This is a genomic window from Streptomyces katrae, from assembly GCF_000966975.1.
GTDB classification, from domain to species: Bacteria; Actinomycetota; Actinomycetes; order Streptomycetales; family Streptomycetaceae; genus Streptomyces; species Streptomyces katrae.
Genome location: NZ_JZWV01000105.1, coordinates 1 through 26,843, shown reverse-complemented (window position 1 = coordinate 26,843; position 26,843 = coordinate 1). Strand labels below are relative to the sequence as shown.

Genomic DNA, 26,843 nt, shown 5'->3' with positions numbered 1-26,843 from the left:
GGCCCGGCCTGCCCGAGGCCCGTGCCCGGCTCGCGGAAGGCCATCCCCGCCACCGTCACGGCGGCCGCGAGCAGCGGGTCCTCGGCGCCGAGGGCGCGTACCTCAGGATGCGGGGCGAGCGGCTCGGCAGCGGCGTCCAGCACCATCAGCGGATGCGCGTGGACGGGCAGCCCCGCCGCTTCCACGGCGGCCCGCAGGGAGGGACTGGTTTCGGCCACCCATTCGAAGGCCTCGGGCACCTCCAGCTCCCTCTGCCTCTCCAGCACCTTCCGTACATCCGCCGGGGTGGCGTCGGCGCCCCCGAGCGAGGGCCGCGCGTAGTAGGACCAGCCGTTCCCCTCCTGTACGAACAGGGTCAGCGGGCCGAAGTCCTCAGCCCGGGCGCCGCCCCGGCGGGGCACGGTGTCGTAGTACTGCTCCAGGACGTCCAAGATCTTTTCGGTCACCCGGTCATCCAAGCAGGACCGTCCGGCCCGGGCACCCGTATTCCGGGCCGGGCCGGGCGGGGGCCCGCCGCTACGCGCCTTCCTTCAGCACCCGGGTGATCAGGTTGCGCTGGGCGTCCGTGAGGTGGGGGTCGTGGCAGGACACCGTCCGTCCGTCCACCGTGATGCGGTACGCGAAGCCGTCCCGGACGCGGCCGGGGCCCTCGGCGGCCCGGGGGTGGGGGTGCAGGGCCAGCTGGGCCAGGGCCTGCCACTCCCGTTCGTCGGGCCGGCCCGAGGTGTCCACCTCGGCCCGGCGCTCGATCCCCGCGAATCCGCCCGTCCGTACCACTTCGATCTTCATGCCGGCATTCCTACCCGCATTCCTACGCCAGGCCGACGGCCGCCCAGGCCTTCTGGAGCGCCTGGTGCTCGGCGCCGCCCTCCCCGTACCGGGCGACGGCCGCCGCGACCGACAGCCGGGCGAAGTCCCTGAAGTCCGCCCGGGACTCCAGCTGCCCGCCGGTCAGGGTGTCGTACCAGATCTGTCCGGCCCGCTCCCAGGCCTTGCCGCCCAGTTCGGTCGCCACGATGTAGAAGGCGTGATTGGGGATGCCGGAGTTGATGTGGACGCCCCCGTTGTCGCGCGAGGTGGTCACGTAGCCGTCCATCGTCGCCGGCTGCGGGTCCTTGCCGAGCTCGTCGTCGTCGTACGCGGTCCCCGGCGCCTTCATCGAGCGCAGCGCGACCCCGGTGACGTTGGGGCCGAGCAGCCCGGCTCCGATCAGCCAGTCCGCCTGGTCGGCGGTCTGGCCGAGCGAGTACTGCTTGATCAGCGAGCCGAAGACGTCCGACATGGACTCGTTGAGGGCGCCGGACTGGCCGTGATAGTCGAGGTTGGCGGTGTACTGGGTGACGCCGTGGGTCAGCTCGTGCCCGATGACGTCCACCGAGACGGTGAAGTCCAGGAACAGGTCCCCGTCCCCGTCGCCGAAGACCATCTGCTGCCCGTCCCAAAAGGCGTTGTTGTAGTCCTCGCCGTAGTGCACGCTCGCGTCCAGCGGCAGGCCGGAGCCGTCGATCGAGCGGCGGCCGTAGCCCTTGAGGAAGAGTTCGTACGTGGCCCCGAGGCCGGCGTACGCGCGGTTCACGGTGGCGTCCTTGGCGGCGTCGGCGCCCTCCGCGCGGACCTTCTTCCCGGGCAGCCGGGTGTGGTGCTGGGCGTCGTAGATCGTGCGCCGCGGCCCCTCGGGGGCGGAGGCGTCGGCCTCGGCCGGGACGATCCCCCGGACGGTGCTGATCCGGCGCCGGGTGCGCAGGAGGGCGTCGGTCTCCAGGGTGCGCTGCGCGGCGTCGGCACGGGCGGTGTCGGCGGACCGGGCGGCCTTGTCCAGCAGGTGCGGCGGCACCACGGTGCAGAAGACGGGGTGGTGGGGGGCGTGTCCGTGGGGAAGGAAGGCATCCATGCCCGGAAATGTGGCAGTGGGTGACCTCTGTGTCACTACCGGCGAGCATGATTCATTCGGTTGTCTCAAAGACGTCGCGCCATGTTGACGGATCCGCCGGACCTCGCGGGAGGAATGGAGTTCTGGGTCACAAAGGGTGCAAAACGGACGCGCCGGTCTTGCATACTGAAACAGGTCCTCGCGACACGGCGCGGCTCGGTTAGGCTCGGCCCATCATGCGTTTCGGGCTGCTTCTCCTTAGCTGCCGCGGCGAGGGTCTGTAGTCGTAGGCCGGCCCCCTCCCCGCGGAGTTTGGTGTTGCGGTTTTCACTACCGCCGTCGGCCGTTCAGCGAACTACACGCGAACACGCGAGGAGCCCAACGCCATGAGCCAGCAGCCTTTTGTCGGTCGCCCCACGCCCATCACGAACGCGACCCACACCCAGAAGCCCTCCGGGATGCCGATCCACAAGTACGGCGTGTACGAGCAGGTGGACATCCCGGACCGCACCTGGCCGGACGCCCGCATCACCAAGGCTCCGCGCTGGCTCTCCACCGACCTGCGCGACGGCAACCAGTCGCTGATCGACCCGATGACCCCCGCCCGCAAGCGCGAGATGTTCGACCTGCTGGTGCGCATGGGCTACAAGGAGATCGAGGTCGGCTTCCCCTCCTCCGGCGAGACCGACTTCGCCTTCGTGCGCTCCATCATCGAAGAGGGCGCGATCCCGGACGACGTCACCATCTCCGTACTGACCCAGGCCCGCGAGGACCTGATCGAGCGGACCGTCGAGTCGCTGATCGGCGCCAAGCGCGCCACCGTGCACCTGTACAACGCGACCGCCCCGACCTTCCGCCGGGTCGTCTTCCGCGGCTCCAAGGAACAGATCAAGCAGATCGCCGTCGACGGCACCCGCCTGGTCATGGAGTACGCCGAGAAGCTGCTGGGCCCCGAGACGGTCTTCGGCTACCAGTACAGCCCCGAGATCTTCACCGACACCGAGCTGGACTTCGCCCTGGAGGTCTGCGAGGCCGTCTGTGACGTCTGGCAGCCGGGCGAGGGCCGCGAGATCATCCTGAACCTGCCCGCCACCGTCGAGCGCTCCACGCCCTCCACCCATGCGGACCGCTTCGAGTGGATGGCCCGCAACCTGACCCGCCGCGAGCACATCTGCATCTCCGTGCACCCGCACAACGACCGCGGCACCGCCGTCGCCGCCGCCGAGCTGGCCCTGATGGCCGGCGCCGACCGCATCGAGGGCTGCCTGTTCGGGCAGGGCGAGCGCACCGGCAACGTCGACCTGATCACCCTGGGCATGAACCTGTTCTCGCAGGGCATCGACCCGCAGATCGACTTCTCGCAGATCGACGAGATCCGCCGCACCAGCGAGTACTGCAACCAGATGGAGGTCCACCCGCGCCACCCCTACGCGGGCGACCTGGTCTACACCGCCTTCTCCGGCTCCCACCAGGACGCCATCAAGAAGGGCTTCGACGCCATGGAGGCCGACGCGGCCGCCCAGGGCAAGACCGTCGACGAGATCGAGTGGGCCGTCCCGTACCTGCCGATCGACCCGAAGGACGTCGGCCGCTCCTACGAGGCGGTCATCCGGGTCAACTCGCAGTCCGGCAAGGGCGGCATCGCGTACGTCCTGAAGAACGACCACAAGCTGGACCTGCCGCGCCGCATGCAGATCGAGTTCTCGCGGATCATCCAGGCCAAGACCGACGCCGAGGGCGGCGAGGTCACGCCCAAGGCGATCTGGGAGGTCTTCTCGGACGAGTACCTGCCCAACCCCGAGAACCCGTGGGGCCGCATCCAGCTGCGCTCCGGCTCCACCGCCACCGACAAGGACGGCACCGACACGCTGACCGTCGAGGCGGTCGTGGACGGCGTGGAGACGGTCCTGAACGGCACCGGCAACGGTCCGATCTCGGCCTTCTTCGACGCGCTGGGCGGCATCGGCGTGGACGCCCGCCTGCTGGACTACACCGAGCACACCATGAGCGAGGGCGCCTCCGCCGTGGCCGCCTCGTACATCGAGTGCGCGATCGACGGCCGGGTCCTGTGGGGCATCGGCATCGACGCCAACACCACCCGCGCCTCCCTGAAGGCGGTCATCTCCGCCGTCAACCGCGCGGGCCGCTGAACCACCCCTGACGGAGCCCCGTTCCCTCCACCCGGAGGGGCGGGGCTCCGCCGTGCGTCCGGGGCCGTCGACAGGGCCTCGGCGGGCCGTCGGCCGGGGGCGCAGATCGGCCAAGTGCGCCCCCGGGCCCATGTTGTCTTGTCGCACGACTGACGCACACTCACCGATGTGGCTAACATCACGCCAACCCGGCGTCGTTGCCCGGGGAGTTACGGAGGTGCGACGTGCTGCCAGTTCGGGGTGGGGACGGCCGGAAGCTGACGCTCTGGGGCATCCGTACCAGCTGGAACACCGTGGGCGACGGGGAGTTCTTCTGCCCCGGCTGCGGCGGTGACCGCAACTACCGCCGGCGCACCGGGCGCCGCCGGTTCACCGTGCTCGGACTGCCGCTGCTGCCGCGCGGACAGGCCGGCCCGGTCGTCGAGTGCCAGGCCTGCCGGGAGCGCTTCGGCACCGAGGTGCTGGACCACCTCACCACCACCCGCTTCTCCTCACTCCTGCGGGACGCCGTGCACACCGTGACGCTCGCCGTGCTCGCCGCGGGCGGGACCGCCTCGCAGAGCGCCCTGGAGGCCGCCGTGTCCGCCGTACGCGGCGCCGGGTTCACGGACTGCACGGAGGAACAGCTGGAGTCCCTCGTGGAGGCGCTGGCCACCGACGAGGGCCGGCTGGGGCTGTACGAGGGGCCCGAATGCTGCGGGGCGGCGCTGTCGATCGAGCTCCACGAGGCGCTGGAACCGCTCGCGGCGCACCTGGCCGCCCCCGGCCGCGAATCGATCCTGCTGCAGGGTGCCCGCATCGCCCTCGCGGACGGGCCCTACACCCCGGCCGAGCGCGAGGTGCTCGCCACCGTGGGCGCCGCGCTGCGGATGGGTTCGGACGAGGTGGCCGGACTGCTGTCGGCGGTGCGCGCGCCCTAGAAGCCGTCCGCACGTACGCGGATCCGGGCCCGGCGGAGGTTTTCCGCCGGGCCCGCACGCGTTTCAGGAGGCGAAATCCCGGCATGTGGGCGTCCGGGAGGTAACGATTGGGCCGTACCGGCCGGAAACGGAGTTCCCTGATGTCCCCGCAAGGGGTGGAGTCCCTGATTCCGTACAAAATTTCCGCATTCCGGACGGCCGGAATTGCCTCCTCTGATTTGCGTGGCAGAAGGCTTGCGAACCCGTAAATCCCCTGTCAGGACTGGAAACTTCGCAGGTGTGCAGGGGGAACGGCACTGCGGAAGACCTGGCTCCCATACCCGTGTACACGGGCCGCCGCCATTGGAGGAAGCTCCAGAGACGGCGTCCCGGAAGGTCGACTCTTTGTAGCAGTCTCCGATATCTGTGAGTACTTCCACAGGCGTTCAATTCCGGTCACACGACGAGATCGCGTGTTCCCACTGACAACCCCCGGCGGACCAACGGGCTAACGACCCACTCCGGCCCGGGGGATAACCAGATTCCTCTCAATTACCTACCTCCTTGAAGGGCAAGGCAGAGATGGCACGTGTCGCCGCCCGGCTTTCCGCAAGCGGAGAGCAGAGCTCGCACCCGGTCGACGAGGTGCTCCCCCTCCCCAAGCTCGCGCTGTACGGCTTCCAGCACGTACTCGCCTTCTACGCCGGCGCGGTGATCGTCCCGATCATCGTCGGCAGTGCGCTGAAGCTGAGCCCTGAACAGCTGGTCTACCTGATCAACGCGGACCTCTTCACCTGCGGTATCGCCTCGATCATCCAGGCCTTCGGCGTCGGCCGCGTCGGCGCCCGGCTCCCGCTGATCCAGGGCGTGACCTTCACCGCGGTCTCCCCGATGATCGCCATCGGCCTCGGCGCCGGCGGCGGAGCGGCCGCCCTGCTGGTCATCTACGGCGCCGTCATCACGGCCGGTCTCGCGACCTTCGCCTTCGCCTGGCTGCCCCCCAAGGCCTTCCGCGCGGTCATGAGGCTCTTCCCGCCGGTCGTCACCGGCACCGTCATCACGGTCCTCGGCATCGTCCTGGTCCCGGTCGGCCTCAAGGACGCGGCCGGCGGCGCCCCCACCATCGCCGACGGCGGAGTCCCGACGCAGCTGGCCTACGCCGGCGGCACGATGCTCTTCATCCTCGTCCTGATGAAGTTCGGCGGACCCTTCCTGCGCAGCATCGCCATCCTGCTCGGCCTGGTCGGCGGCACGGCCGCCGCCTTCCTGCTCGGCGACGCCGAGTTCGGCGACGTCGGCAAGTCCGACTGGATCGGCGTCACCACCCCCTTCCACTTCGGCGCCCCGAAGTTCGAATGGTTCCCGATCCTCCTCATGCTGATCGTCATGCTGATCACCATGGTCGAGACGACCGGTGACACCTACGCCGTCGGAGACATCGTCGGCAAGGAGGTCGACAGCGAGACCGTCGCCCGCGCCCTGCGCGCCGACGGCGCCGCCACCGCCCTCGGCGGCATCCTCAACTCCTTCCCGTACGTCGCCTTCGCCGAGAACGTCGGCCTGGTGCGGATGACCAAGGTCAAGAGCCGCTTCGTGGTCGTGGCGGCCGGCGCCATCATGATCGTGCTCGGTCTGCTCCCCAAGGCCGCCGCGATCGTCGCCTCCGTCCCGCCGGGCGTCCTCGGCGGCGCCGCCACCGTGATGTTCGGCATGGTCGCCCTCGCCGGCATCCAGACCCTGGCCAAGGTGGACCTCAAGGAGGAGAAGAACGCCCTGATCGTCGGCGTCTCGCTGGCCTTCGCGCTCTTCCCCGCCACGGTTCCGGCCTACTTCGACAAGCACATGGGCGCGGACCTGTCCTCGCTCCTCAACAGCGGTGTGACCCTCGGTGCCAGCGCCGCCATCATCCTGAACCTGGTCTTCAACGGCCTGGCCAAGGACGACGCGCAGAACGTCCCCGCGGCCGAGGCCCTGGCCGAGACGCTGGCCGAGAACCTGACCGGGCACGCCGAGCTGCCCGCCCAGCCGACGACCGCCCCCGCGGCCGCCGAGAAGGCCGGCTCCGCGAAGGCGGACACGGCGAAGGCGGACACGGTGAAGGACGGCGCGGCGGAGGACGGCGCGGCGAAGGACAGTGCCGCCAAGGACAGTGCCGCCAAGGACGGCTCCGCCAAGGACGGCTCCGCCAAGGACGGCTCCGCCAAGGACGGCTCCGCCAAGGACGGCTCCGTGAAGGACGGCGCGGCTGAGGCCGCGGCCGAGGAGGCCGACGAGGCGGGAGCGCCCGCCGTCTGACAGCCGCCCCCAGATCCTCCCAAGGGGTGCCGCCCCCGTCCGGATACCGCTGCCGGACGGGGGCCGGTGCTGTCCGCGCACAGGGGACAATGGGCGCATGAGTCTGTTCCGCGACGACGGCATCGTGCTGCGCACCCAGAAGCTGGGCGAGGCGGACCGCATCATCACGCTGCTCACCCGCGGCCACGGCCGCGTACGGGCCGTCGCCCGCGGAGTACGCCGCACCAAGTCCAAGTTCGGTGCCCGGCTGGAACCTTTCTCCCACGCCGACGTGCAGTTCTTCGCCCGGGGCAGCGAGCTGGTCGGCCGCAGCCTGCCGCTGTGCACCCAGACCGAGATCATCGCCCCCTACGGCAACGGCATCGTCACCGACTACGCCCGCTACACCGCCGGCACCGCCATGCTGGAGACCGCCGAGCGGTTCACCGAGAACGAGGGCGAACCCGCCGTGCAGCAGTACCTGCTGCTGGTCGGCGCCCTGCGCACGCTCTCGCGCGGCGAGCACGAACCGCATCTGATCCTCGACGCCTTCCTGCTGCGCTCCCTGGCCGTCAACGGCTACGCGCCCAGCTTCGAGGACTGCGCGAAATGCGGCATCCACGGCCCCAACCGGCACTTTTCCGTCGCCGCCGGCGGGGTCATATGCGGCGACTGCCGGGTCCCCGGAAGCGTCGTACCATCTGCTGAGGCCATCGGGCTGCTCAGCGCCCTGCTGACGGGGGACTGGCCGACAGCCGACGCGGCGGAGCCGCGGCACGTGCGCGAGGGGAGCGGACTCGTCTCCGCCTATCTGCACTGGCATCTGGAACGCGGACTGCGTTCCCTGCGTTACGTAGAGAAGTGACCGAGATCGGAGACCGAAGCGCCATGGCAGTACGCGGATTCCTGGGACTCTCCCGCCGTGAGTACACGATCCCCGAACCGCACCCGACCGGCGCCCGCCCGCCGAAGATCCCGGGCGAGCTCGTGCCGGAGCACGTGGCGATCGTGATGGACGGCAACGGCCGCTGGGCCAAGGAGCGGGGCCTGCCGCGCACCGAGGGCCACAAGGTCGGCGCCGAGCGCGTCCTCGACGTGCTCCAGGGCGCGATCGAGATGGGCGTCAAGAACATCTCCCTGTACGCCTTCTCCACCGAGAACTGGAAGCGCTCGCCCGACGAGGTGCGCTTCCTGATGAACTTCAACCGGGACTTCATCCGCAAGACCCGCGACCAGCTCGACGCCCTCGGCATCCGGGTGCGCTGGGTGGGCCGCATGCCCAAGCTGTGGAAGTCCGTGGCCAAGGAGCTCCAGGTCGCCCAGGAGCAGACCAAGGACAACGACAAGCTCACGCTGTACTTCTGCATGAACTACGGCGGCCGCGCCGAGATCGCCGACGCCGCCCAGGCCCTCGCCGAGGACGTGAAGGCCGGCCGGCTGGACCCGTCGAAGGTCAACGAGAAGACCCTCGCCAAGTACCTCTACTACCCGGACATGCCGGACGTGGACCTGTTCCTGCGCCCCAGCGGCGAGCAGCGCACGTCCAACTACCTGATCTGGCAGAGCGCCTACGCCGAGATGGTCTTCCAGGACGTCCTGTGGCCGGACTTCGACCGGCTCCACCTGTGGGACGCCTGCCTGGAGTACGCCAAGCGCGACCGCCGCTTCGGCGGCGCGGTCCCGAACCAGCCCGAGGGCACCCAGAGCTGACCCTCGGATGCGGCTCCGCCGCCGGGCCCCTCGGGGCGCGGCGGCGGAGCACGCATGACATCGACCGGATTCCGCTCGGTATCAGACCGGAATCCGACCCTTTCGGACTAGCCTGCGGCCGCGCAGTCCGCGCAGGTGCCGAAGATCTCGACGGTGTGGGCCACGTTCACGTAGCCGTGCTCGGCGGCGACGGCCTCCGCCCACTTCTCCACCGCGGGCCCCTCCACCTCGACGGCCTTTCCGCACTTGCGGCAGACCAGGTGGTGGTGGTGATCGCCCGTGGAGCAGCGGCGGTAGACGGATTCGCCGTCGCTGGTGCGCAGCACGTCCACCTCACCGGCGTCCGCCAGGGACTGCAGGGTGCGGTACACGGTGGTCAGGCCCACGGAGTCGCCGCGGTGCTTGAGCATGTCGTGCAGCTCCTGGGCGCTGCGGAACTCGTCCACCTCGTCCAGCGCCGCCGCGACGGCGGCCCGCTGCCGGGTGGACCGTCCTCGTACTGGCGCGGTATTCGTCTCGCCAGGCGCAGTCGCCACCGGTTCCTCCTCGTTTCGGCCTCGCCTCATTGTGCCAGGCGGCCGGTCCTCCTAGACCTTCACGTCGTCCCGGGTGCAGACCTCCTCGGCGGCCCGGGCGGCCTTCGCGCGGCGCCGCGCCAAGGGCGTGGACAGGGCCGTGGTGGCCACGAAGACGGCGATCGCCAGCAGCACGATCGTGGCGCCCGACGGCGCGTCGATGTAATACGTGACGGCCGTACCGCTCAGTGAGACCACCACGCCGATCCCCATCGCCAGCGACAGGGTCGCGGCGAAGCCGCGCGTGACCCGCTGGGCGGCCGCGACGGGGATCACCATCATGGCGCTGACCAGCAGCAGGCCCACGATGCGCATGGCCACGGTGACGGTGACGGCCGCCGTGACGGCCATCAGCAGGTTCAGCGCGCGCACAGGCAGGCCGGTGACGCGGGCGAACTCCTCGTCCTGGCTGATCGCGAACAGCTGGCGGCGCAGGCCGAGGGTGACGGCGATGACGAAGGCCGCGAGGATCACCACGGCGGTGATGTCCTCGGCCGAGACGGTGGTGATCGAGCCGAAGAGGTAGCTGCTCAGGTTGGCGGTGGAGCCGCCCGGCGACAGATTGATGATCATGACGCCGCCGGCGAGGCCGCCGTAGAAGAGCATGGCGAGCGCGATGTCGCCGCTGGTCTTGCCGCGGGAGCGGATCAGCTCCATGCCGACCGCGCCGACGACCGCGACCAGGGTGGCCATCCAGACCGGGCTGGTGTTGAGCAGGAAGCCGAGGGCGACGCCGGTCATGGCGACGTGGCCGATGCCGTCGCCCATGACCGCCTGGCGGCGCTGGACCAGGTACGTGCCGATCGCGGGCGCGGTGATGCCGACCAGGGCGGCGGCGAGCAGCGCCCGCTGCATGAAGGCGAAGTGCAGGAGTTCCATCAGCTCAGCAGTCCCGTCCGCAGGGGCTCGGCGTCGTGCGCCGCGTGGGGGTGTACGTGGTCGTGGCCGGGGAGGGCGTGCTGCCCGACGGCCTCGGGCGGCGGGCCGTCGTGGACGACGCAGCCGTCGCGCAGGACGACGGCACGGCCGATCAGGGGCTCCAGCGGGCCCAGCTCGTGCAGGACGAGCAGGACGGTGGTGCCGGCGGCGACCTGCTCGCGCAGGGCGTTCGCGAGGACCTCCTGGTTGGCCAGGTCCACGCCGGCCATGGGCTCGTCCATGATCAGCAGCTCGGGTTCGACGGCCAGCGCCCGGGCTATGAGCACGCGCTGGTGCTGTCCGCCGGAGAGGGCGTTGACCGAGGCGTCGGCGTAGCCGTCCATGTCGACGAGGGCCAGGGCCCGCTCGACGGCGGCCCTGTCGGCCCCCCGCAAGATCCCGAAGCGGGAGCGGGCGAGCCGGCCGGAGGAGACGACCTCCCGGACGGTGGCGGGGACGCCGCTGGCGGCGGTGGTGCGCTGGGGGACGTACCCGATGCGCGACCACTGGCGGAAGCGCCGGAAGTCGGTGCCGAAGAGGGAGAGGGCGCCGTCGGTGAGCGGCACCTGGCCGACCACGGCGCGGACGGCCGTGGACTTGCCGGAGCCGTTGGCGCCGAGCAGGGCGACGACCTCCCCCCGGCGGACGGTGAGGTCGACCCCGCGCAGCACGGGGCGGGAGCCGAGCGAGGCCGTGGCCCCGCGCAGGGATATGACGGGCTGGTCTTCGTCCGCCGGTCGGGGCGTTGACTGCATGGCTCGCGCCTCCGTTGCTGCTGTCATCACTTGGCTCCGAGGGCCTTCTGGAGGTTCTTCAGGTTGGACCGCATGACCTCGAAGTAGTCGGCGCCCTGCGACTTGTCGGTGATCCCCTCGAGGGGGTCGAGGACGTCGGTCCGCAGACCCGTGTCCCGGGCGAGGGTCTTGGCCGTCTTGTCGCTGGCCAGGGCCTCGAAGAACACGGTCGTCACATTGTCCTTCTTCGCGACGGCCTGGAGCTCCTTCATCCGGGCCGGGCTGGGCTCGGACTCGGGGTCGACGCCGGAGATGCCCTCCTGGTCGAGGCCGTAGCGCTCGGCGAAGTAGCCGAAAGCGGAATGGGTGGTGATGAAGGTCTTGGAGGCCGAGTTCTTCAGGCCTTCCCTGAACTCGGTGTCCAGCGCGCCCAGCTTGGCCACGAGCCCGTCGGTGTTCTTCCGGTAGTCGGCCGCGTGCTCCGGGTCGGCCTTCTCCATGGCGGCGCCGAAGCCCTTGGCGATCTCCGCGTACTTGACCGGGTCGAGCCAGACGTGCGGGTCCTCGGCGTTCTCGCCGTGGTCGTGGCCGTGGTCGTGTCCCTCGGCGGCGTGGTCGTGGTCCTCCTCGCCGGAGGTGCCGTGGACCTCGAGCTTGGTGAGGGTGGCCGCGTCCACGATGTTCTTCACGCCGGACTGGGCCACGGCCTTGTCGACGGCGGGCTGCAGGCCCTTGAGGTAGAGGACCACGTTCGACTCGCCCAGCCGGCCGGTCTGCTTCGGGGTGATCTCCAGGTCGTGCGGTTCGACGCCCGGCTTGGTCAGGGTGTCGACCTTCACGTGGTCCCCGCCGACCTGCTCGGCGAGGAACTGCAGGGGGTAGAACGACGCCGTAACGCTCAGCCCGCCGTCCTTGTCCGCGCCCGCCGCTCCCGCTTCCGAACAGGCGGTGAGGGCCGTCCCGGCGAGGGCGACGGCACCGGCGAGAGCGGCGGTGGGTATGAGGCGTCGTACGTTCATGACATCCATTTTCATCAAAGATGGAAACCGTTGTCAAAAAGCCAGGTGGAGGGCCCGGAGGAGCATGCTGGAAGGGGGGTACCGACTTGAAGTGGAGGGTGCGGGCGCCGGTAACCTAAAGCCTTCGCCGTTCGTCCTCGTAATGAAGAGAGCACCGTGGCCGCCGACAAGATCGAAACCCTCGTCAGCCTGAGCAAGCGCCGTGGCTTCGTCTACCCCTGCAGTGAGATCTACGGCGGCTCCAGGGCTGCCTGGGACTACGGTCCGCTGGGTGTGGAGCTCAAGGAGAACATCAAGCGCCAGTGGTGGAAGGCCATGGTCACCGGGCGTGAGGACATCGTCGGCATCGACTCCTCCGTGATCCTGGCCCCCGAGGTCTGGGTGGCCTCCGGTCACGTCGCGACCTTCTCGGACCCGCTGACCGAGTGCACCTCCTGCCACAAGCGCCACCGCGCCGACCACCTGGAGGAGGCCTACGAGGCCAAGCACGGCCGCCTCCCCGAGAACGGCCTGGCCGACGTCAACTGCCCCAACTGTGGTGTGAAGGGCCAGTTCACCGAGCCGAAGCAGTTCTCCGGCATGCTGGAGACCCACCTCGGCCCGACCCAGGACACCGGTTCCAAGGCGTACCTGCGCCCCGAGACCGCCCAGGGCATCTTCACCAACTTCGCCCTCGTGCAGACCTCTTCGCGCAAGAAGCCGCCGTTCGGCATCGCGCAGATGGGCAAGTCCTTCCGCAACGAGATCACGCCGGGCAACTTCATCTTCCGCACGCGCGAGTTCGAGCAGATGGAGATGGAGTTCTTCGTCAAGCCGGGCGAGGACGAGCAGTGGCAGGAGTACTGGATGCAGGAGCGGTGGAACTGGTACCGCGGCCTGGGCATGCGCGAGGAGAACATGCGCTGGTACGAGCACCCGAAGGAGAAGCTGTCCCACTACTCGAAGCGCACCGCCGACATCGAGTACCGCTTCAACTTCGGTGGCAACGAGTTCTCCGAGCTCGAGGGTGTCGCCAACCGCACCGACTACGACCTCAAGGCCCACTCCGCCGCCTCCGGCCAGGACCTCGTCTACTTCGACCAGGAGTCGAAGGAGAAGTACACCCCGTACGTCATCGAGCCGGCGGCCGGCGTCAACCGCGCCATGTTCGCGTTCATGATCGACGCGTACGTCGAGGACGAGGCCCCGAACGCCAAGGGCGCCATGGAGAAGCGCACCGTGATGCGCTTCGACCCGCGCCTGGCCCCGGTCAAGGTCGCCGTCCTGCCGCTGTCCCGCAACGCGCAGCTGTCGCCGAAGGCCAAGGGCCTGGCCGCCGACCTGCGCAAGAACTGGAACATCGAGTTCGACGACGCGGGCGCCATCGGCCGCCGCTACCGCCGCCAGGACGAGATCGGTACGCCGTTCTGCGTCACCGTCGACTTCGACACCCTCGAGGACAACGCGGTGACCGTGCGCGAGCGCGACACCATGAAGCAGGAGCGCGTCTCCCTGGACCAGATCCAGGCCTACCTCGGCAGCCGTCTGCTGGGCTGCTAGGACCTGCGGGAAAAGACCGGTGGCCCGGTGCGCGGATCGCGCACCGGGCCACCGGTCTTTTCGCAGCGCCGGCGGGTCAGGCCGCGGAGCTCCCGGCCTGTTCGGCTGCGGCGGCAGCGGCAGCCCGCTTCTCGCCCTCGGCCTTGGTGCGCTTGACGAACTTGACCGTCCACAGGGCCAGGCCGCCGAGCGTCCCGTAGATCATGAACGGGCTGATGCTCACCATGGTGGAGGTGGCCAGGACGTACGACAGCACGATCCGTACCGCCGCCTCGATCAGGTAGACCACGCCCCAGACCAGTGTCATCCGGCGCTGGGCATTGCGGAAGCCCTCGAACCGCCACAGGGCGTTGTAGTAGGCCACGCCCGCCGGGGTGCCGTCCGTGCCGAACTTCCGGCCGAAGTAGAACATCAGCGGACGCGGGGCGAGCAGCGTGGCCAGGCACAGGAGCCCGAACAGCCCCGTGACGGCGGAGTCCTTGACCAGAAGGGCCCGGGTGGAGTTGGCGCCGACGAGGGAGACGGCGGCGGTGATCGCCAGGAACACCAGGGTGACGATGGCGAACTCGTCCAGCTTGCGCCGCCAGGCCACCATGATGGCGCTGTCGAGGACCGGCCAGACGCCACTGACGAGCAGGGCCGAGGCCTCGCTCCAGCCGTGGTCGTCGACGAGCGTGTTGTAGGTGACGATCGGAGCGACGATGCTGAGGGCGATCGTCAGGATCAAGCCGATGGCGGCGGCTCCGCCGGAGCGTGCGGGAGGTGAAGGCTGTACTGCTGCCGTGGACAAGGTTCCCCCTGGAATTGCCTGAGTAGTGCGGTAAGGGGACCGTAAGGAACTGTCGATGGCATGTACAAGACGACACGGCTCAAAATGATCACCAAGTGGTGCGGAGTGCCTGATTCCGCACAACGAGGCAGGTAGCCGGGCCAGTTCAGGCGCGAAGACCCCTGATGACGAGCGCGACGACGGCCTCGAACTCCGTGGTGATCGTGGGGGAGAACCACTCCGCCACGTACTGCGGGTCATGGAACCGGCCGGTGGCGTCGAAGACGGCGCGCGCGGCGGCCGGCACGTCGGGCGCGGCCAGGGTGCCGGCGGCGACGCCCTCGGCGATGATCCGGGTCAGCTGGTCGATCAGCTCCGTCAGGTGGGTGTCGACCACCCCGCTGTTCTCGGCCAGCAGCACCGTGTAGGTCGCGAACAGCTCCGGGTCGTCGCCCGCCTTGTGGCGCTTGGCCTCGAAGAGGGCCTCCAGCCAGGACTCCAGCTTGGAGGGGGCTGCCTCGCCCGGGGCCGAGGCGATCCCTTCCAGCATGACCACGCTCTTGGCGAGCCAGCGGTCGGTGACGGCCTCGCGCAGCGCCGCCTTCGAGGGGAAGTGCCGGTAGACGCTGCCGTGGCTGACGCCCAGGGCGCGCGCCACATCCACCACGGTCGCCTTGGTGGGGCCGAAGCGGCGCAGCACTTCCTCGGTGGTCTCGAGGATGCGCTCGGGGGTCAGGGGCTCGGCAGCAGCGGAGGGCATGGGTACGACCGTACCGCCAGCTCAGTGCTCGCTGTCGAGGTGGGCCATCTGCGCGGCCGGATAGCGGTCGCCGGAGGCGGCCCCGGCCGGGACCGCCGCCTCGATGGCGGCCAGGTCGGCCTCGCTCAGCTCGACCCGTATGTCGACGCCGTGGCGCGGCCCCTGGGCGAGCACCCAGGCGATCGCGGTCTGGGCGACGCTCACGCCCTGCTCGGCGGCGACCTTGCGCAGGGCCTCGACCAGGTCGAGGTTGCGGGCCAGGTTCTCGCCCTGGAAGCGGGGGCTCATCCCGCGGAAGTCCCCGGGGGCGAGGGCGCGGTCCCGGCTGAAGTGCCCGCTGATCAGCCCCCGGGACATGATCAGCCCCCGGGACAGCACCCCGTATGCCGTCACGCCTATGCCGAGCTCGCGGGCGGTCGGCAGGATCCGGTCCTCGATGCCGCGCGAGATCAGCGAGTACTCGATCTGGAGGTCCGAGATCGGGGCCACCGCCGCGGCCCGGCGCAGGGTGTCCGCGCCGACCTCGGAGAGGCCGATGTGCCGGACGTGCCCCGCCTGCACGGCCTCGGCGATGGCGCCGACGGTCTCCTCGATCGGGACGTCCGGGTCGACGCGGGCGATCCGGTAGATGTCGATGTGGTCCCGGCCGAGCCGCTGGAGCGAGTAGGCCAGGAAGTTCTTCACGGCCTCGGGCCGCCCGTCGTACCCGGTGAACCCGCCCTCGACGGTGCGCAGGGCGCCGAACTTGACGCTGGTCAGCGCCTGCTCGCGGGCGGCGGTGGGGGCGGTGCGCAGGGCCTCGTTGATCAGCAGCTCGTTGTGGCCCATGCCGTAGAAGTCGCCGGTGTCCAGGAGCGTGTTCATCCCCTCGGGGGCCGCCTCCAGGAAGGCGTGGATCGTCGCCAGGGACTCGCTCCGGTCGGCCTCGCCGTAGAGGGCGGACATGCCCATGCAGCCCAGTCCCAGGGGGAAGACCGACGGGCCGGTGGCGCCGAGTCGGCGTGCGGCGGGGATGGTGGCGGGCGCGGAGGTGTTCTCGTTCGTCGTCATGGAAACAACAATGGCATGACGGCTGACAGATTTCAATATCTGTCAGCCGTAGGGGTGGCGGAGGTACGGAACGGCGCTGCGGGAGGGGCGGCCGGCCCGGGGGCGTCAGCCCGCCGGCGCCGGCCCGGGAGCCGGGGGCAGCCCGCCGTCCGTCCGGTGGCCGGGAGCCTGCCCCGGCGGGGAGGCGGGCGGGGCGGAGGGGGCGGCGGCCGGCGAAGGCTCCAGGGCCCGCGCCGTCCGCAGCGCGGTGGCGTGCGCCCACGGGCCGGTGGTGACGGCCCCGAGGACCAGGACCAGGAGCGCGCAGCCGGTGATGATCCACCAGGCGGGCCGGGTCGCCGTCGCGAAGTCCGCGCCGCCCGAGGTCCCGGCCGCGAGCACCGCCCCTATCACCGCGACGCCCAGCGCCCCGCCGGTCTGCCGGCTTCTGCCGGCTGGTGGAGGCCACCGCGGCCGCCACCCCCGCCTGGGAGCGGGGCATCCCCGACAGCGCCGTATTGGTGATCGGGGCGTTGACCAGGCCGAAGCCGATGCCGAAGAGCACGTACCCGGTGAACATCAGCGGAGTGGACGTCTCCGCCGAGAACGCCGCGAACAGCAGTCCGCTCGCCCCCATGGCCACCCCCGACACCAGCAGCGAGGGCCGCGGCCCGTGGCTGGCGACCAGCCGCCCGGAGACCGGCGCGCACAGGAAGGCCATCGCGGCCATCGGCAGCATGTGCAGCCCCGCGTCCAGCGCGTTCAGCCCCCGCACCTCCTGGAGGTACAGGGTGGTCAGGAAGAGGAACCCGGAGAGCGAGGCGAAGGTGCTCACGGCGATCACGGTGGCCCCGCTGAACGGGGCGCTGCGGAAGAACCGGGGGTCGATCAGCGGGTCGGTCCGCCGGGACTCGTAGAACAGCAGCCCGCCCAGCGCGGCCGCCGCGCCCAGCGCGCACGCCAGGATCGGCGGGGAGTTCCAGCCCTCGGCCGGGGCCTCGATGATCGCGTACGTCACCCCGCCCAGCAGCACCACGACCAGCAGCTGGCCCACCGGGTCCGGCCGGCGCGGCCGGTCGGATCGGGACTCCGGCACGAACCGCAGGGTCAGCGCGAGGGCGACGAGTCCGACCGGCAGGTTGACCCAGAAGATGGACCGCCAGCCCACCGAGTCCACCAGCAGCCCGCCGATCAGCGGTCCGGCGGCCATGGAGATGCCGACCACCGCCCCCCAGACGCCGATGGCGCGGGCGCGCTCCTTCGGGTCGGTGAACGTGTTGGTGATGATCGACATGGCGACGGGGTTGAGCATGGCCCCGCCGACGGCCTGGACCATCCGGAAGGCGATCAGCCAGTGCAGCCCGGGTGCCAGGGAGCACAGCACCGATCCCGCCGTGAACAGCACCAGCCCCCAGGCGAAGACCTTCCGCCGCCCGATCCGGTCCCCCGTGGACCCGGCCAGTATCAGCAGCGAGGCGATGACCAGGGTGTACGCGTCGATGGTCCACTGCATCCCCGAGACCGACGCGTGGAACTCGCGGCGCATCGCGGGCAGGGCCACGTTCAGGACGGTGTTGTCCAGGCTGACGATCAGCAGGCTCAGGCAGCAGATGCCCAGGACGAGCAGGCGGTGCCGACGGCTCCCGTGATCCACGCCACTCATGTGATGCATACCGCCGATCGTACGAACAAGCGGGGAACGGTGCTGCGGGACAATGGGGGGATGACCACGCTTCCCGCCCCCCTCGCGATCGGCCCGCACACCGTGCAGCCCCCGGTGGTGCTCGCGCCCATGGCCGGCATCACCAATGCCCCCTTCCGGACCCTCTGCCGCGAGTTCTCGGGCGGCAAGGGGCTGTTCGTCAGCGAGATGATCACGACCCGCGCCCTGGTCGAGCGCAACGAGAAGACCATGCAGCTGATCCACTTCGACGAGACCGAAAAGCCGCGGTCGATTCAGCTGTACGGGGTGGACCCCGTGACGGTCGGCAAGGCGGTCCGCATGATCGTCGAGGAGGACCGCGCCGACCACATCGACCTCAACTTCGGCTGCCCGGTCCCCAAGGTCACCCGCAAGGGCGGCGGCTCGGCCCTGCCCTACAAGCGCCACCTGCTGCGCGCCATCCTCCGCGAGGCCGTCGCGGGCGCCGGCGACCTGCCGGTGACCATGAAGATGCGCAAGGGCATCGACGACGACCACCTCACCTACCTCGACGCCGGCCGGATCGCCGTCGAGGAGGGGGTCACCGCCATCGCCCTGCACGGCCGCACCACCGCCCAGCACTACGGCGGCACCGCCGACTGGGAGGCCATCGCCCGCCTCAAGGAGCACGTGCCGGAGATCCCGGTGCTCGGCAACGGCGACATCTGGTGCGCCGAGGACGCGCTCCGCATGGTCCGCGAGACCGGCTGCGACGGCGTGGTCGTCGGACGTGGCTGCCTGGGCCGTCCGTGGCTCTTCAACGACCTGGTGGCGGCCTTCGAGGGCCGCCCCGAGGACTTCCACAAGCCCACGCTGCGCGAGGTCAAGCGCACCATGCTGCGCCACGCCCAGCTGCTGGGGGAGTGGATCGGGGACGAGGCGCGCGGGGTGATCGACTTCCGTAAGCACGTCGCCTGGTACCTCAAGGGGTTCTCCGTCGGGTCCGAGATGCGCGGGAAGCTGGCGGTCGTCTCCTCCCTGGCCGAACTGGACGCTCATCTGAGCGAGCTCGACCTGGACCAGGCGTGGCCCGAGAGTGCGGACGGACCGCGCGGCCGGACGTCCGGAAACAACCGGGTTGTCCTGCCGGACGGCTGGCTGAAGGATCCGTACGACTGCGCCGGTGTGAGCGAGGACGCCGAGCTGGACACGTCCGGAGGCTGACAAATCGCCCTCCGCGGTGCGTGATATACGCCACGCATGGGAGAGGTTTCGCTCAGATGAGCGCGTAAGTCACGGGTAAGACTTTCAAAGGGTGGCACTGGGTGCCACCCTTTGTGCGTTCAAGACTTGAACGCAAATGTATCGATGATCGCTCATCCGAGCGGGATCAAGCCTCTCTGGGGCCCTCACCCTTCGGGATGTGAACGCACTTCGTAGGTTCTCATTACCGACCGGTTACTTTCGATACGGTGGCGCACGGGTGGTTACAGCCCTATGACCGCCAAGTGGACGTACCGATAAGCCTTCGATCTGGGTATGTTCCTGGCCGTCAGGGCAGCCACCCGAGTCCTCGAGGAGTCGAGACCCGTGTCGGAAAACAAAGATCAGAAGTTCGTCTACGACTTCACCGAGGGCAACCGGGACCTCAAGGACCTTCTCGGCGGCAAGGGGGCCAACCTCGCCGAGATGACCAACCTCGGTCTCCCGGTCCCTCCCGGCTTCACCATCACCACCGAGGCCTGCAAGGTCTACCTCGAGAGCGGCACGGCCCCGGCCGCGCTGCGCGACGAGGTCAGCGCGCACCTCGCCGCCCTCGAGACGAAGATGGGCAAGAAGCTCGGCCAGTCGGACGACCCGCTCCTGGTCTCCGTGCGCTCCGGTGCGAAGTTCTCCATGCCCGGCATGATGGACACGGTCCTCAACATCGGCCTCTCCGACGAGTCCGTGGTCGGCCTCGCCGCCCAGGCCGACAACGAGCGCTTCGCGTGGGACTCGTACCGCCGCCTGATCCAGATGTTCGGCAAGACCGTCCTCGGCGTCGAGGGCGAGCTCTTCGAGGAAGCCCTCGACGAGGCCAAGGCCGCCAAGAAGGTCACCGTCGACACCGACCTCGACGCCGCCGACCTCAAGAAGCTCGTCAAGGCCTTCAAGAAGATCGTCTCGAAGGAGGCCGGCCGGGAGTTCCCGCAGGACGCCCGCGAGCAGCTCGACCTCGCCGTCGAGGCCGTCTTCAACTCCTGGAACACCGACCGCGCCAAGCTCTACCGCCGCCAGGAGCGCATCCCCGGCGACCTGGGCACCGCCGTCAACGTCTGCTCCATGGTCTTCGGCAACCTCGGCCCCGACTCGGGCACCGGCGTCGCCTTCACCCGCGACCCCGCCACCGGCCACGCCGGCGTCTACGGCGACTACCTGCAGAACGCCCAGGGCGAGGACGTCGTCGCGGGCATCCGCAACACCGTCCCGCTCGCGGACCTGGAGGCCATCGACAAGGCCTCGTACGACCAGCTCATGGCGATCATGACGAAGCTGGAGACCCACTACAAGGATCTCTGCGACATCGAGTTCACCATCGAGCGCGGCCAGCTGTGGATGCTCCAGACCCGCGTCGGCAAGCGCACCGCCGGCGCCGCCTTCCGCATCGCCACCCAGCTCGTGGACCAGGGCCTGATCGACGAGGCCGAGGCCCTCCAGCGGGTCAGCGGCGCCCAGCTGGCGCAGCTGATGTTCCCCCGCTTCGACGAGGGCGCCGAGACCACCCTGCTGGGCCGCGGCATCGCCGCCTCCCCGGGCGCGGCGGTCGGCAAGGCCGTCTTCGACTCCTACACGGCCGTCAAGTGGTCCCGCTCCGGCGAGAAGGTCATCCTGATCCGCCGCGAGACCAACCCCGACGACCTCGACGGCATGATCGCCTCCGAGGGCATCCTGACCTCGCGCGGCGGCAAGACCTCGCACGCCGCCGTCGTCGCCCGCGGCATGGGCAAGACCTGCGTCTGCGGCGCCGAGGACCTCGACGTCGACACCAAGCGCCGCCGGATGACGGTCGGCGGGCAGGTCATCGAAGAGGGCGACGTCGTCTCCATCGACGGCTCCACCGGCAAGGTCTACCTCGGCGAGGTACCCGTCGTACCGTCCCCGGTCGTCGAGTACTTCGAGGGCCGCATGCACGCCGGTGCCGACGACGCCGACGAGCTCGTCGGCGCCGTGCACCGGATCATGGCCTACGCCGACCGCGTCCGCCGCCTGCGGGTGCGCGCCAACGCCGACAACGCCGAGGACGCGCTGCGCGCCCGCCGCTTCGGCGCCCAGGGCATCGGCCTGTGCCGCACCGAGCACATGTTCCTCGGCGAGCGCCGCGAGATGGTCGAGCGCCTGATCCTCGCGGACACCGACTCCGAGCGCGAGGAGGCACTCAGTGCCCTCCTGCCGCTGCAGAAGAAGGACTTCGTCGAGCTGTTCGAGGCGATGGACGGCCTGCCCGTCACCGTCCGCCTCCTGGACCCGCCGCTGCACGAGTTCCTGCCCGACATCACCGAGCTGTCGGTGCGCGTCGCCCTCGCCGAGTCCCGCAAGGACGCCAACGAGAACGACCTGCGCCTGCTCCAGGCCGTGCACAAGCTGCACGAGCAGAACCCGATGCTGGGTCTGCGCGGCGTCCGCCTCGGCCTGGTCATCCCCGGCCTGTTCGCCATGCAGGTCCGCGCGATCGCCGAGGCCGCCGCCGAGCGCAAGAACGCCAAGGGCGACCCCCGCGCCGAGATCATGGTCCCGCTCGTCGGCACCGTCCAGGAGCTGGAGATCGTCCGCGAGGAGGCCGACGCGATCATCGCCGAGGTCGAGGCCGCGACCGGTACCAGCCTCAAGCTGACCGTCGGCACGATGATCGAGCTGCCGCGCGCCGCGCTGACCGCCGCCCAGATCGCCGAGGCCGCGCAGTTCTTCTCCTTCGGCACGAACGACCTGACCCAGACGGTGTGGGGCTTCTCCCGCGACGACGTCGAGGCCAGCTTCTTCACCGCCTACCTGGAGAAGGGCATCTTCGGGGTCTCGCCCTTCGAGACCATCGACAAGGACGGCGTCGGCTCCCTCGTGCGCCACGCGGTCAAGCAGGGCCGGGCCACCCGCCCGGACCTCAAGCTCGGCGTCTGCGGCGAGCACGGCGGCGACCCCGAGTCGGTGCACTTCTTCCACGAGGTCGGCCTCGACTACGTCTCCTGCTCGCCGTTCCGGATCCCGGTGGCGCGCCTGGAGGCCGGCCGTGCCGCCGCCGAGGCCAAGGGCTCCGACAGCCGCTGAGCCCGGCCCCCCGACAGCGCCCGCCCCCGGTTCCCTGACTGCCGGGGGCGGGCGCTTCCCACTATTCGGAAGCCCCGGGCCCGAGCCCCTCAGGCCCAACACCGGCCGGGTTTCTCTCATATTCAACGAAGTCATTACGGCGCCAGGCGGCGGACGGATCCCCACCCGTCCGCCGCCTGCCGCCTATCACCAGGCACGTCGGCGCTTCCCGGTGCGACCGACCGCCAGGCCCCGCAAAGCCCCCCACGGCCTTCACGGAGCGTTTCGGTCGCGCCGGAGTGTGCCTGGCGGAGTACAGGATTTCGCTTGTCACGCCCCTGCCGAAAGGGGTTTCAACTGTGGCCGAAAGGGCGTGGTGACCACGTGTGACGGCATGCATACTCATGGGGCGGGGGGATTGCGGTTGCACAGGTGGGGGTTCGGTGCTTCGTATCCATTTCACTGGAGTGGACCTGGCACGCGTACGGATGGCAGGGCGTCCCGATGCGTTGTGGGAAACGATTCTTAGTTTTCATCGCTTAAGAGACCGGCGTGACGCCCGGCTGTTCGGCGAATGGCGTACGGAAGCCCGGAGCCGGTTGAATGGTGAAACAAGGCTGCTGAGCGCGCTCATACCGGCTCGCGGCTATTTCCCCGATTTCCTGACCCCCTCCGAGGGCCAGTACGGGTGGGACGTCGGCCTCGACGCCCTGCGCGCGCTCTCCGCGGACCGGCTGCGCCACGAGCTCTCCCTCGTGGGCGCGGGCGCCGGCGCGGGCTTCGGCGCGGCCTTCGGGACCCCGCCGCCGGCCCGGCTGCGGGAGTTCATGGACGGCGGCACCAAGCACCTGCCCCGGCTGCTGGGCGAGCTGCGCGGCTACCACCGGGCGGCCGTGGAGCCCTACTGGACCCACATCCAGGCCCAGATCGAGGCCGAGCGGGCCGCACGCGGCCGCGCCCTCCTCGACGGGGGCGCGGACGAGCTGCTGGCCTCCCTGCCGCCGATGCTGCGCTGGCGGGCCCCGGTGCTGGAGTGCGAGTACCCGGTGGACCGGGACGTACGGCTGCGGGGGCGCGGGCTGCTGCTCCAGCCGTCGTTCTTCTGCCGGCGCACCGCGGTGACCCTCCACGACCCGGAGCTGCCGCCCGTGCTCGTCTACCCGGCCGCCGCCCAGCTGGCCCCGGCCGGCGCCGGCGGGGAGGCCGCCCGGCCGGAGGAGCAGCGCCAGCGCACCCTGGGCAAGCTGGTGGGCCACACCCGCTCCGTCGTGCTGCGCGCCATCGGCGACGGGGCCACCACCAGCGAACTGGCCCGCCGCGCCGGGGTCTCCCTGGCCTCGGCGAGCCAGCACGCCTGCGTGATGCGCGAGGCGGGCCTGGTGACCACCCTGCGCCACGGCAACGCGGTCCTGCACACGGTCACCCCGCTGGGCGCGGCCCTCCTCAAGGGCGGCGCGGTGGTCTCCTGAAGGATCGGTTCACCAGGGCGGCGGCCCCTCCGGCCGCCGCCCCGGAACCGGCTCCGACCTGCGGTTTCGCGGTCCGTGGAAAAAAGTTGAAGAAAATCCCGCGCGGGCCGATGAGTTCGCGCCGCGGCCCCGGTCTACCCCTCGACAGCAACGAACGGAGCAGGCGCGCCGCGCGTCACGCCCCAGCAGAGAGAAGAGACACCGGGATGTCCTCCACCATGATCTTCGTCAACCTGCCCGTCAGCGACCTGGAGGCCACCAAGGCGTTCTGGGGCAAGCTGGGCTACTCCTTCAATGCCCAGTTCACCGACGAGAACTGCGCCGCCATGCCCATCAGCGACAGCATCGTCGCGATGTTCCTGACCGAGGCCCGCTACAAGGACTTCACCCACAAGGCCATCGCTGACGCGCGGACCACCTCCGAGGTGCTGCTCTGCCTCAGCGCCGAGAGCCGCGCCGCGGTGGACGAGCTGGTCGACGGGGCCCTGGCGGCCGGGGCCACGGAGCCCCGTCCCGCCCAGGACCACGGCGTCATGTACGGCCGCGCCTTCGACGACCTCGACGGCCACACCTGGGAGATCATGTGGATGGACCCGGCCATGGTCCAGGGCTGACCGTCCGCCTACGAGGCCGTGGCGGTCCGCACCGGGTACGTCCGGACCGCCACCTCCTCGTCGTCCAGGCAGCGTCCCGACTCCAGGTCGAAGCGCTGCTTCAGCAGCGGCGACGCCACGAACGCCCGCCCCGCCGCCCAGCCCACCAGCCCGCGCGAGAGCACCTGCGCGCCGGTGAAGGGGTCCTGGTTGCCGATCGCGTAGGGGCGCCCCGCCCGGTCGACGAACACCGCCGCCTGGGACCCGTCCGGGAGCAGCGCCGCCACCCCGCGCCCGGGGACGAGGGACGACAGCTCGCACACCGTCAGCCAGCCTTCCGCCACCCGCAGTTCGACGGTCATCGGACAGGACCTCCCATGGTCAGGACCGCCAGGTCGGGCTTGACCTGGCCGCGCTCGGGCACGAACCTCACGGTCGGGTCGGGGGCGCCGGGCGCGTTCACGAAGGACACGAACCGCCGCAGCCGCTCCGGGTCCCGCAGCGTCTCCGCCCACTCGTCGCGGTAGTGCGCCACGTGCTCGGCCATCAGCGACTCCAGCTCCGCGCACAGCCCGAGCGAGTCGTGCACCACCACGTCCCGCAGGTGGTCCAGGCCCCCCTCCAGCCGCTCCAGCCACACGGAGGTCCGCTCCAGCCGGTCGGCGGTGCGGATGTAGAACATCAGGAACCGGTCGATGAGGCGGACGAGTTCGGCCTCCGACAGGTCCTGCGCGAGCAGGTCCGCGTGGCGCGGGACGGCCCCGCCGTTGCCGCCGACGTAGAGGTTCCAGCCGTTGGCCGTCGCGATGACCCCGAAGTCCTTGCTCTGCGCCTCCGCGCACTCGCGGGTGCAGCCGGACACCGCCGACTTCAGCTTGTGCGGGGCGCGCAGGCCCCGGTAGCGCAGCTCCAGGTCGATGGCCATCCGCACGCTGTCCTGGACCCCGTAGCGGCACCAGGTCTGCCCCACGCAGGACTTCACCGTCCGCAGGGCCTTCCCGTACGCGTGCCCCGACTCGAAGCCGGCGTCGACCAGCCGGGCCCAGATCGCGGGCAGCTGGTCCACGCTCGCCCCGAACAGGTCGATGCGCTGGCCGCCGGTGATCTTCGTGTAGAGGCCGAAGTCGCGGGCCACCTCACCGATCACGATCAGCTTCTCCGGGGTGATCTCGCCGCCCGGGATGCGCGGGACGACCGAGTACGAGCCGTTGCGCTGCAGGTTCGCCAGAAAGTGGTCGTTGGTGTCCTGGAGGGCGGCCTGCTCCCCGTCGAGGACGTAGCCGCTGGCGCCCACGGCGGGGGCGAGGGAGGCGATGATCGAGCCCACGGCGGGCTTGCAGACCTCGCAGCCCTCGCCGCCCCGGGCCTCCGGCCGGCCGTGCCCGTCGAGGAGCTCCCGGTACGAGGCGAGCCGCCGGGTGCGGACGATCTCGTACAGCTCCGCCCGGGTGTACGCGAAACAGCCGCACAGGCCCGGGTCGGCGGCGGGCGGCAGGAGCTGGCCGATCACCTTGAGGCAGCCGCCGCAGCCGGTCCCGGCCTTGGTGCGCTTCTTGACCTCGGGCAGGGTGGAGCAGGCGGTGACGGCCTTCTTGGTGACGTTGTGGCAGGAGCAGATCACCGCCGTGTCGGGCAGCGCGGACGGGCCCGGCTGCGTGGCGGGGCCCAGCCCGGCGGGCAGCACCAGCTGCTCCGGGGCGACCGGCGGGACGCTGCCGGTGAGCGGGCGCAGCAGCCCGTACGCCTCGGCGTCGCCGACCAGCACCCCGCCGAGCAGGACGCCCTCGGCGGACATGACGAGCTTCTTGTAGATCCCGGAGCGGGAGTCGGACCAGACCACGTCCAGGCTGCCCTCGGCCGTGCCGTGCGCGTCGCCGAAGGAGGCCACGTCCACGCCGAGCAGCTTCAGCTTGGTGGACAGGTCGGCCCCGGTGAACTCCCGCTCGCGGCCCAGCAGGTCCTCGGCGGCGGTCCCGGCCATCTCGTAGCCGGGCCCGACCAGGCCGTAGACCCGGCCGTCGACGGCCTGCGCGCACTCGCCGATGGCGTACACGCGGGGGTCGGAGGTGCGGCAGCGGGCGTCGACGGAGATCCCCCCGCGTTCGCCGACGGCCAGGCCGCACTCGCGGGCGAGCTGGTCGCGGGGGCGGACCCCGGCGGAGAAGACGACGAGTTCGGTGTCGAGCGCCGATCCGTCCGAGAGGCTCATCCCGGTGACGGAGCCGTCGTCGCCGGTCAGCACCGCCTGCGTGCCGACGCCCGTGTGCACGGTCAGGCCCATGCCCTCGATGGTGCGCAGCAGGGCCGCGCCGCCGCCCTCGTCCACCTGGACGGGCATCAGCCGGGGCGCGAACTCCACGATGTGCGTGGACAGTCCGAGCCCCTGGAGGGCGCCGGCCGCCTCCAGCCCGAGGAGGCCGCCGCCGACGACGGCGCCGGTCGTGCAGGTCCTGGCGTACTCCTCGATGGCGCGGAGGTCCTCGATGGTGCGGTAGACGAAGCAGCCCGGGGCGTCCTTGCCGGGGACGGGCGGGACGAAGGGGTAGCTGCCGGTGGCCAGGACGAGGACGTCGTACGGGAAGACGCGCCCGGAGCGGGAGGTGACCGTACGGGCC

20 protein-coding genes and 4 pseudogenes are annotated in these 26,843 nt (G+C 70.5%); 10 read left to right on the top strand and 14 right to left on the bottom strand.

The genetic code is table 11. The annotated features are described in order from the left end of the window. The 3 genes and pseudogenes from VR44_RS05710 to VR44_RS05700 form a co-directional block, all read right to left on the bottom strand. Positions 1-446 (bottom strand): annotated as a pseudogene (locus VR44_RS05710) (GNAT family N-acetyltransferase); the annotation flags it as partial. 70 nt (positions 447-516) lie between these two features. Next, a complete protein-coding gene (locus VR44_RS05705; protein WP_045946260.1) occupies positions 517-789 on the bottom strand; it encodes a protealysin inhibitor emfourin in 273 nt (90 codons plus the stop codon). A 22-nt stretch (positions 790-811) separates the two neighbouring features. Continuing rightward, on the bottom strand, positions 812-1,891 hold the full coding sequence (locus VR44_RS05700; RefSeq protein WP_045946259.1) for a M4 family metallopeptidase: 1,080 nt from the start codon (positions 1,889-1,891) through the stop codon (positions 812-814). Positions 1,892-2,256: 365 nt separating this feature from the next. Here VR44_RS05700 and leuA point away from each other — a divergent pair, with 365 nt between their 5' ends. The 3 genes and pseudogenes from leuA to VR44_RS05685 form a co-directional block, all read left to right on the top strand. Beyond that, positions 2,257-4,020: a 2-isopropylmalate synthase gene (gene leuA, locus VR44_RS05695; protein ID WP_045946258.1), complete on the top strand. Its 1,764-nt coding sequence runs from the start codon at positions 2,257-2,259 to the stop codon at positions 4,018-4,020. Positions 4,021-4,244: 224 nt separating this feature from the next. Next, a complete protein-coding gene (locus VR44_RS05690; protein WP_045946257.1) occupies positions 4,245-4,940 on the top strand; it encodes a tellurite resistance TerB family protein in 696 nt (231 codons plus the stop codon). Positions 4,941-5,501: 561 nt separating this feature from the next. Then, a pseudogene (locus VR44_RS05685) lies at positions 5,502-6,833 on the top strand (nucleobase:cation symporter-2 family protein); the annotation flags it as partial. 201 nt (positions 6,834-7,034) lie between these two features. Here the strand turns inward: VR44_RS05685 and VR44_RS49065 are convergent. After that, positions 7,035-7,313 (bottom strand): annotated as a pseudogene (locus tag VR44_RS49065) (pentapeptide repeat-containing protein); the annotation flags it as partial. On the opposite strand from VR44_RS49065, the gene recO reads away from it, so the two are divergent. Further along, a complete protein-coding gene (recO, locus tag VR44_RS05680; RefSeq protein WP_045946256.1) occupies positions 7,312-8,058 on the top strand; it encodes a DNA repair protein RecO in 747 nt (248 codons plus the stop codon). The pseudogene VR44_RS49065 and the gene recO sit on opposite strands and share 2 nt — an antisense overlap. Positions 8,059-8,081: 23 nt before the next feature. Next, positions 8,082-8,903 carry an isoprenyl transferase gene (locus tag VR44_RS05675; RefSeq protein WP_045946262.1) on the top strand — a complete coding sequence of 274 codons (822 nt, stop codon included), beginning with the start codon at positions 8,082-8,084 and terminating at the stop codon, positions 8,901-8,903. Positions 8,904-9,010: 107 nt separating this feature from the next. Here VR44_RS05675 and VR44_RS05670 read toward each other — a convergent pair whose 3' ends face one another. From VR44_RS05670 to VR44_RS05655, 4 genes are read right to left on the bottom strand one after another with little or no spacing between them, the layout of a single operon-like run. Further along, positions 9,011-9,439 carry a Fur family transcriptional regulator gene (locus VR44_RS05670; protein ID WP_045946255.1) on the bottom strand — a complete coding sequence of 143 codons (429 nt, stop codon included), beginning with the start codon at positions 9,437-9,439 and terminating at the stop codon, positions 9,011-9,013. A gap of 51 nt (positions 9,440-9,490) precedes the next feature. Further along, positions 9,491-10,357 carry a metal ABC transporter permease gene (locus VR44_RS05665; RefSeq protein ID WP_045946254.1) on the bottom strand — a complete coding sequence of 289 codons (867 nt, stop codon included), beginning with the start codon at positions 10,355-10,357 and terminating at the stop codon, positions 9,491-9,493. Next, on the bottom strand, positions 10,357-11,151 hold the full coding sequence (locus tag VR44_RS05660) for a metal ABC transporter ATP-binding protein (RefSeq protein WP_045946253.1): 795 nt from the start codon (positions 11,149-11,151) through the stop codon (positions 10,357-10,359). Before VR44_RS05660 ends, VR44_RS05665 begins: the two co-directional genes overlap by 1 nt. A gap of 26 nt (positions 11,152-11,177) precedes the next feature. Then, positions 11,178-12,149: a metal ABC transporter substrate-binding protein gene (locus VR44_RS05655; protein WP_045946252.1), complete on the bottom strand. Its 972-nt coding sequence runs from the start codon at positions 12,147-12,149 to the stop codon at positions 11,178-11,180. Between the two features lie 156 nt (positions 12,150-12,305). Here VR44_RS05655 and VR44_RS05650 point away from each other — a divergent pair, with 156 nt between their 5' ends. Next, positions 12,306-13,688 (top strand): glycine--tRNA ligase, encoded by a 1,383-nt coding sequence (locus tag VR44_RS05650; protein WP_045946251.1) that lies wholly within the window; start codon positions 12,306-12,308, stop codon positions 13,686-13,688. 76 nt (positions 13,689-13,764) lie between these two features. Here the strand turns inward: VR44_RS05650 and VR44_RS05645 are convergent, their stop codons facing one another. The 4 genes and pseudogenes from VR44_RS05645 to VR44_RS05630 all read right to left on the bottom strand — a co-directional run bounded on the left by VR44_RS05645 (position 13,765) and on the right by VR44_RS05630 (position 17,909). Continuing rightward, a complete protein-coding gene (locus VR44_RS05645) occupies positions 13,765-14,415 on the bottom strand; it encodes a VC0807 family protein (RefSeq protein WP_245691613.1) in 651 nt (216 codons plus the stop codon). A 208-nt stretch (positions 14,416-14,623) separates the two neighbouring features. Further along, the gene (locus VR44_RS05640) at positions 14,624-15,217 is read right to left on the bottom strand and encodes a TetR/AcrR family transcriptional regulator (protein ID WP_045946249.1); all 594 of its coding nucleotides are present in this window, start codon (positions 15,215-15,217) and stop codon (positions 14,624-14,626) included. 21 nt (positions 15,218-15,238) lie between these two features. After that, positions 15,239-16,267 carry an aldo/keto reductase gene (locus tag VR44_RS05635; RefSeq protein ID WP_045946248.1) on the bottom strand — a complete coding sequence of 343 codons (1,029 nt, stop codon included), beginning with the start codon at positions 16,265-16,267 and terminating at the stop codon, positions 15,239-15,241. A 105-nt stretch (positions 16,268-16,372) separates the two neighbouring features. Continuing rightward, a pseudogene (locus VR44_RS05630) lies at positions 16,373-17,909 on the bottom strand (MFS transporter). A gap of 60 nt (positions 17,910-17,969) precedes the next feature. Here VR44_RS05630 and dusB point away from each other — a divergent pair. The 4 genes from dusB to VR44_RS05610 all read left to right on the top strand — a co-directional run bounded on the left by dusB (position 17,970) and on the right by VR44_RS05610 (position 24,249). After that, positions 17,970-19,112, top strand: coding sequence for a tRNA dihydrouridine synthase DusB (gene dusB / locus VR44_RS05625; RefSeq protein ID WP_045946247.1), 1,143 nt, complete (start codon positions 17,970-17,972; stop codon positions 19,110-19,112). A 366-nt stretch (positions 19,113-19,478) separates the two neighbouring features. Beyond that, positions 19,479-22,187, top strand: a complete 2,709-nt coding sequence (ppdK, locus tag VR44_RS05620) for a pyruvate, phosphate dikinase (protein WP_045946246.1) — start codon at positions 19,479-19,481, stop codon at positions 22,185-22,187. 422 nt (positions 22,188-22,609) lie between these two features. Beyond that, positions 22,610-23,635, top strand: coding sequence for an ArsR/SmtB family transcription factor (locus VR44_RS05615; RefSeq protein ID WP_052713479.1), 1,026 nt, complete (start codon positions 22,610-22,612; stop codon positions 23,633-23,635). Positions 23,636-23,841: 206 nt separating this feature from the next. Then, positions 23,842-24,249 (top strand): VOC family protein, encoded by a 408-nt coding sequence (locus tag VR44_RS05610; protein ID WP_045946244.1) that lies wholly within the window; start codon positions 23,842-23,844, stop codon positions 24,247-24,249. An 8-nt stretch (positions 24,250-24,257) separates the two neighbouring features. Here the strand turns inward: VR44_RS05610 and nirD are convergent, their stop codons facing one another. Both nirD and nirB read right to left on the bottom strand, forming a co-directional pair. Continuing rightward, positions 24,258-24,590 (bottom strand): nitrite reductase small subunit NirD, encoded by a 333-nt coding sequence (nirD, locus tag VR44_RS05605; protein ID WP_045946243.1) that lies wholly within the window; start codon positions 24,588-24,590, stop codon positions 24,258-24,260. Continuing rightward, a partial coding sequence (nirB, locus tag VR44_RS05600) for a nitrite reductase large subunit NirB (protein WP_045946242.1) occupies positions 24,587-26,843 on the bottom strand: 2,257 nt, incomplete at its 5' end. The genes nirD and nirB, both read right to left, overlap by 4 nt.

Bases quoted from the DNA above. Each gene is read 5' to 3' on its own strand.
- VR44_RS05705 (WP_045946260.1), bottom strand. From the start codon at position 789: ATGAAGATCGAAGTGGTACGGACGGGCGGATTCGCGGGGATCGAGCGC.
- VR44_RS05700 (WP_045946259.1), bottom strand. From the start codon at position 1,891: ATGGATGCCTTCCTTCCCCACGGACACGCCCCCCACCACCCCGTCTTC.
- leuA (WP_045946258.1), top strand. From the start codon at position 2,257: ATGAGCCAGCAGCCTTTTGTCGGTCGCCCCACGCCCATCACGAACGCG.
- recO (WP_045946256.1), top strand. From the start codon at position 7,312: ATGAGTCTGTTCCGCGACGACGGCATCGTGCTGCGCACCCAGAAGCTG.
- VR44_RS05675 (WP_045946262.1), top strand. From the start codon at position 8,082: ATGGCAGTACGCGGATTCCTGGGACTCTCCCGCCGTGAGTACACGATC.
- VR44_RS05665 (WP_045946254.1), bottom strand. From the start codon at position 10,357: ATGGAACTCCTGCACTTCGCCTTCATGCAGCGGGCGCTGCTCGCCGCC.
- VR44_RS05660 (WP_045946253.1), bottom strand. From the start codon at position 11,151: ATGCAGTCAACGCCCCGACCGGCGGACGAAGACCAGCCCGTCATATCC.
- VR44_RS05655 (WP_045946252.1), bottom strand. From the start codon at position 12,149: ATGAACGTACGACGCCTCATACCCACCGCCGCTCTCGCCGGTGCCGTC.
- VR44_RS05640 (WP_045946249.1), bottom strand. From the start codon at position 15,217: ATGCCCTCCGCTGCTGCCGAGCCCCTGACCCCCGAGCGCATCCTCGAG.
- VR44_RS05635 (WP_045946248.1), bottom strand. From the start codon at position 16,267: ATGACGACGAACGAGAACACCTCCGCGCCCGCCACCATCCCCGCCGCA.
- dusB (WP_045946247.1), top strand. From the start codon at position 17,970: ATGACCACGCTTCCCGCCCCCCTCGCGATCGGCCCGCACACCGTGCAG.
- VR44_RS05610 (WP_045946244.1), top strand. From the start codon at position 23,842: ATGTCCTCCACCATGATCTTCGTCAACCTGCCCGTCAGCGACCTGGAG.
- nirD (WP_045946243.1), bottom strand. From the start codon at position 24,590: ATGACCGTCGAACTGCGGGTGGCGGAAGGCTGGCTGACGGTGTGCGAG.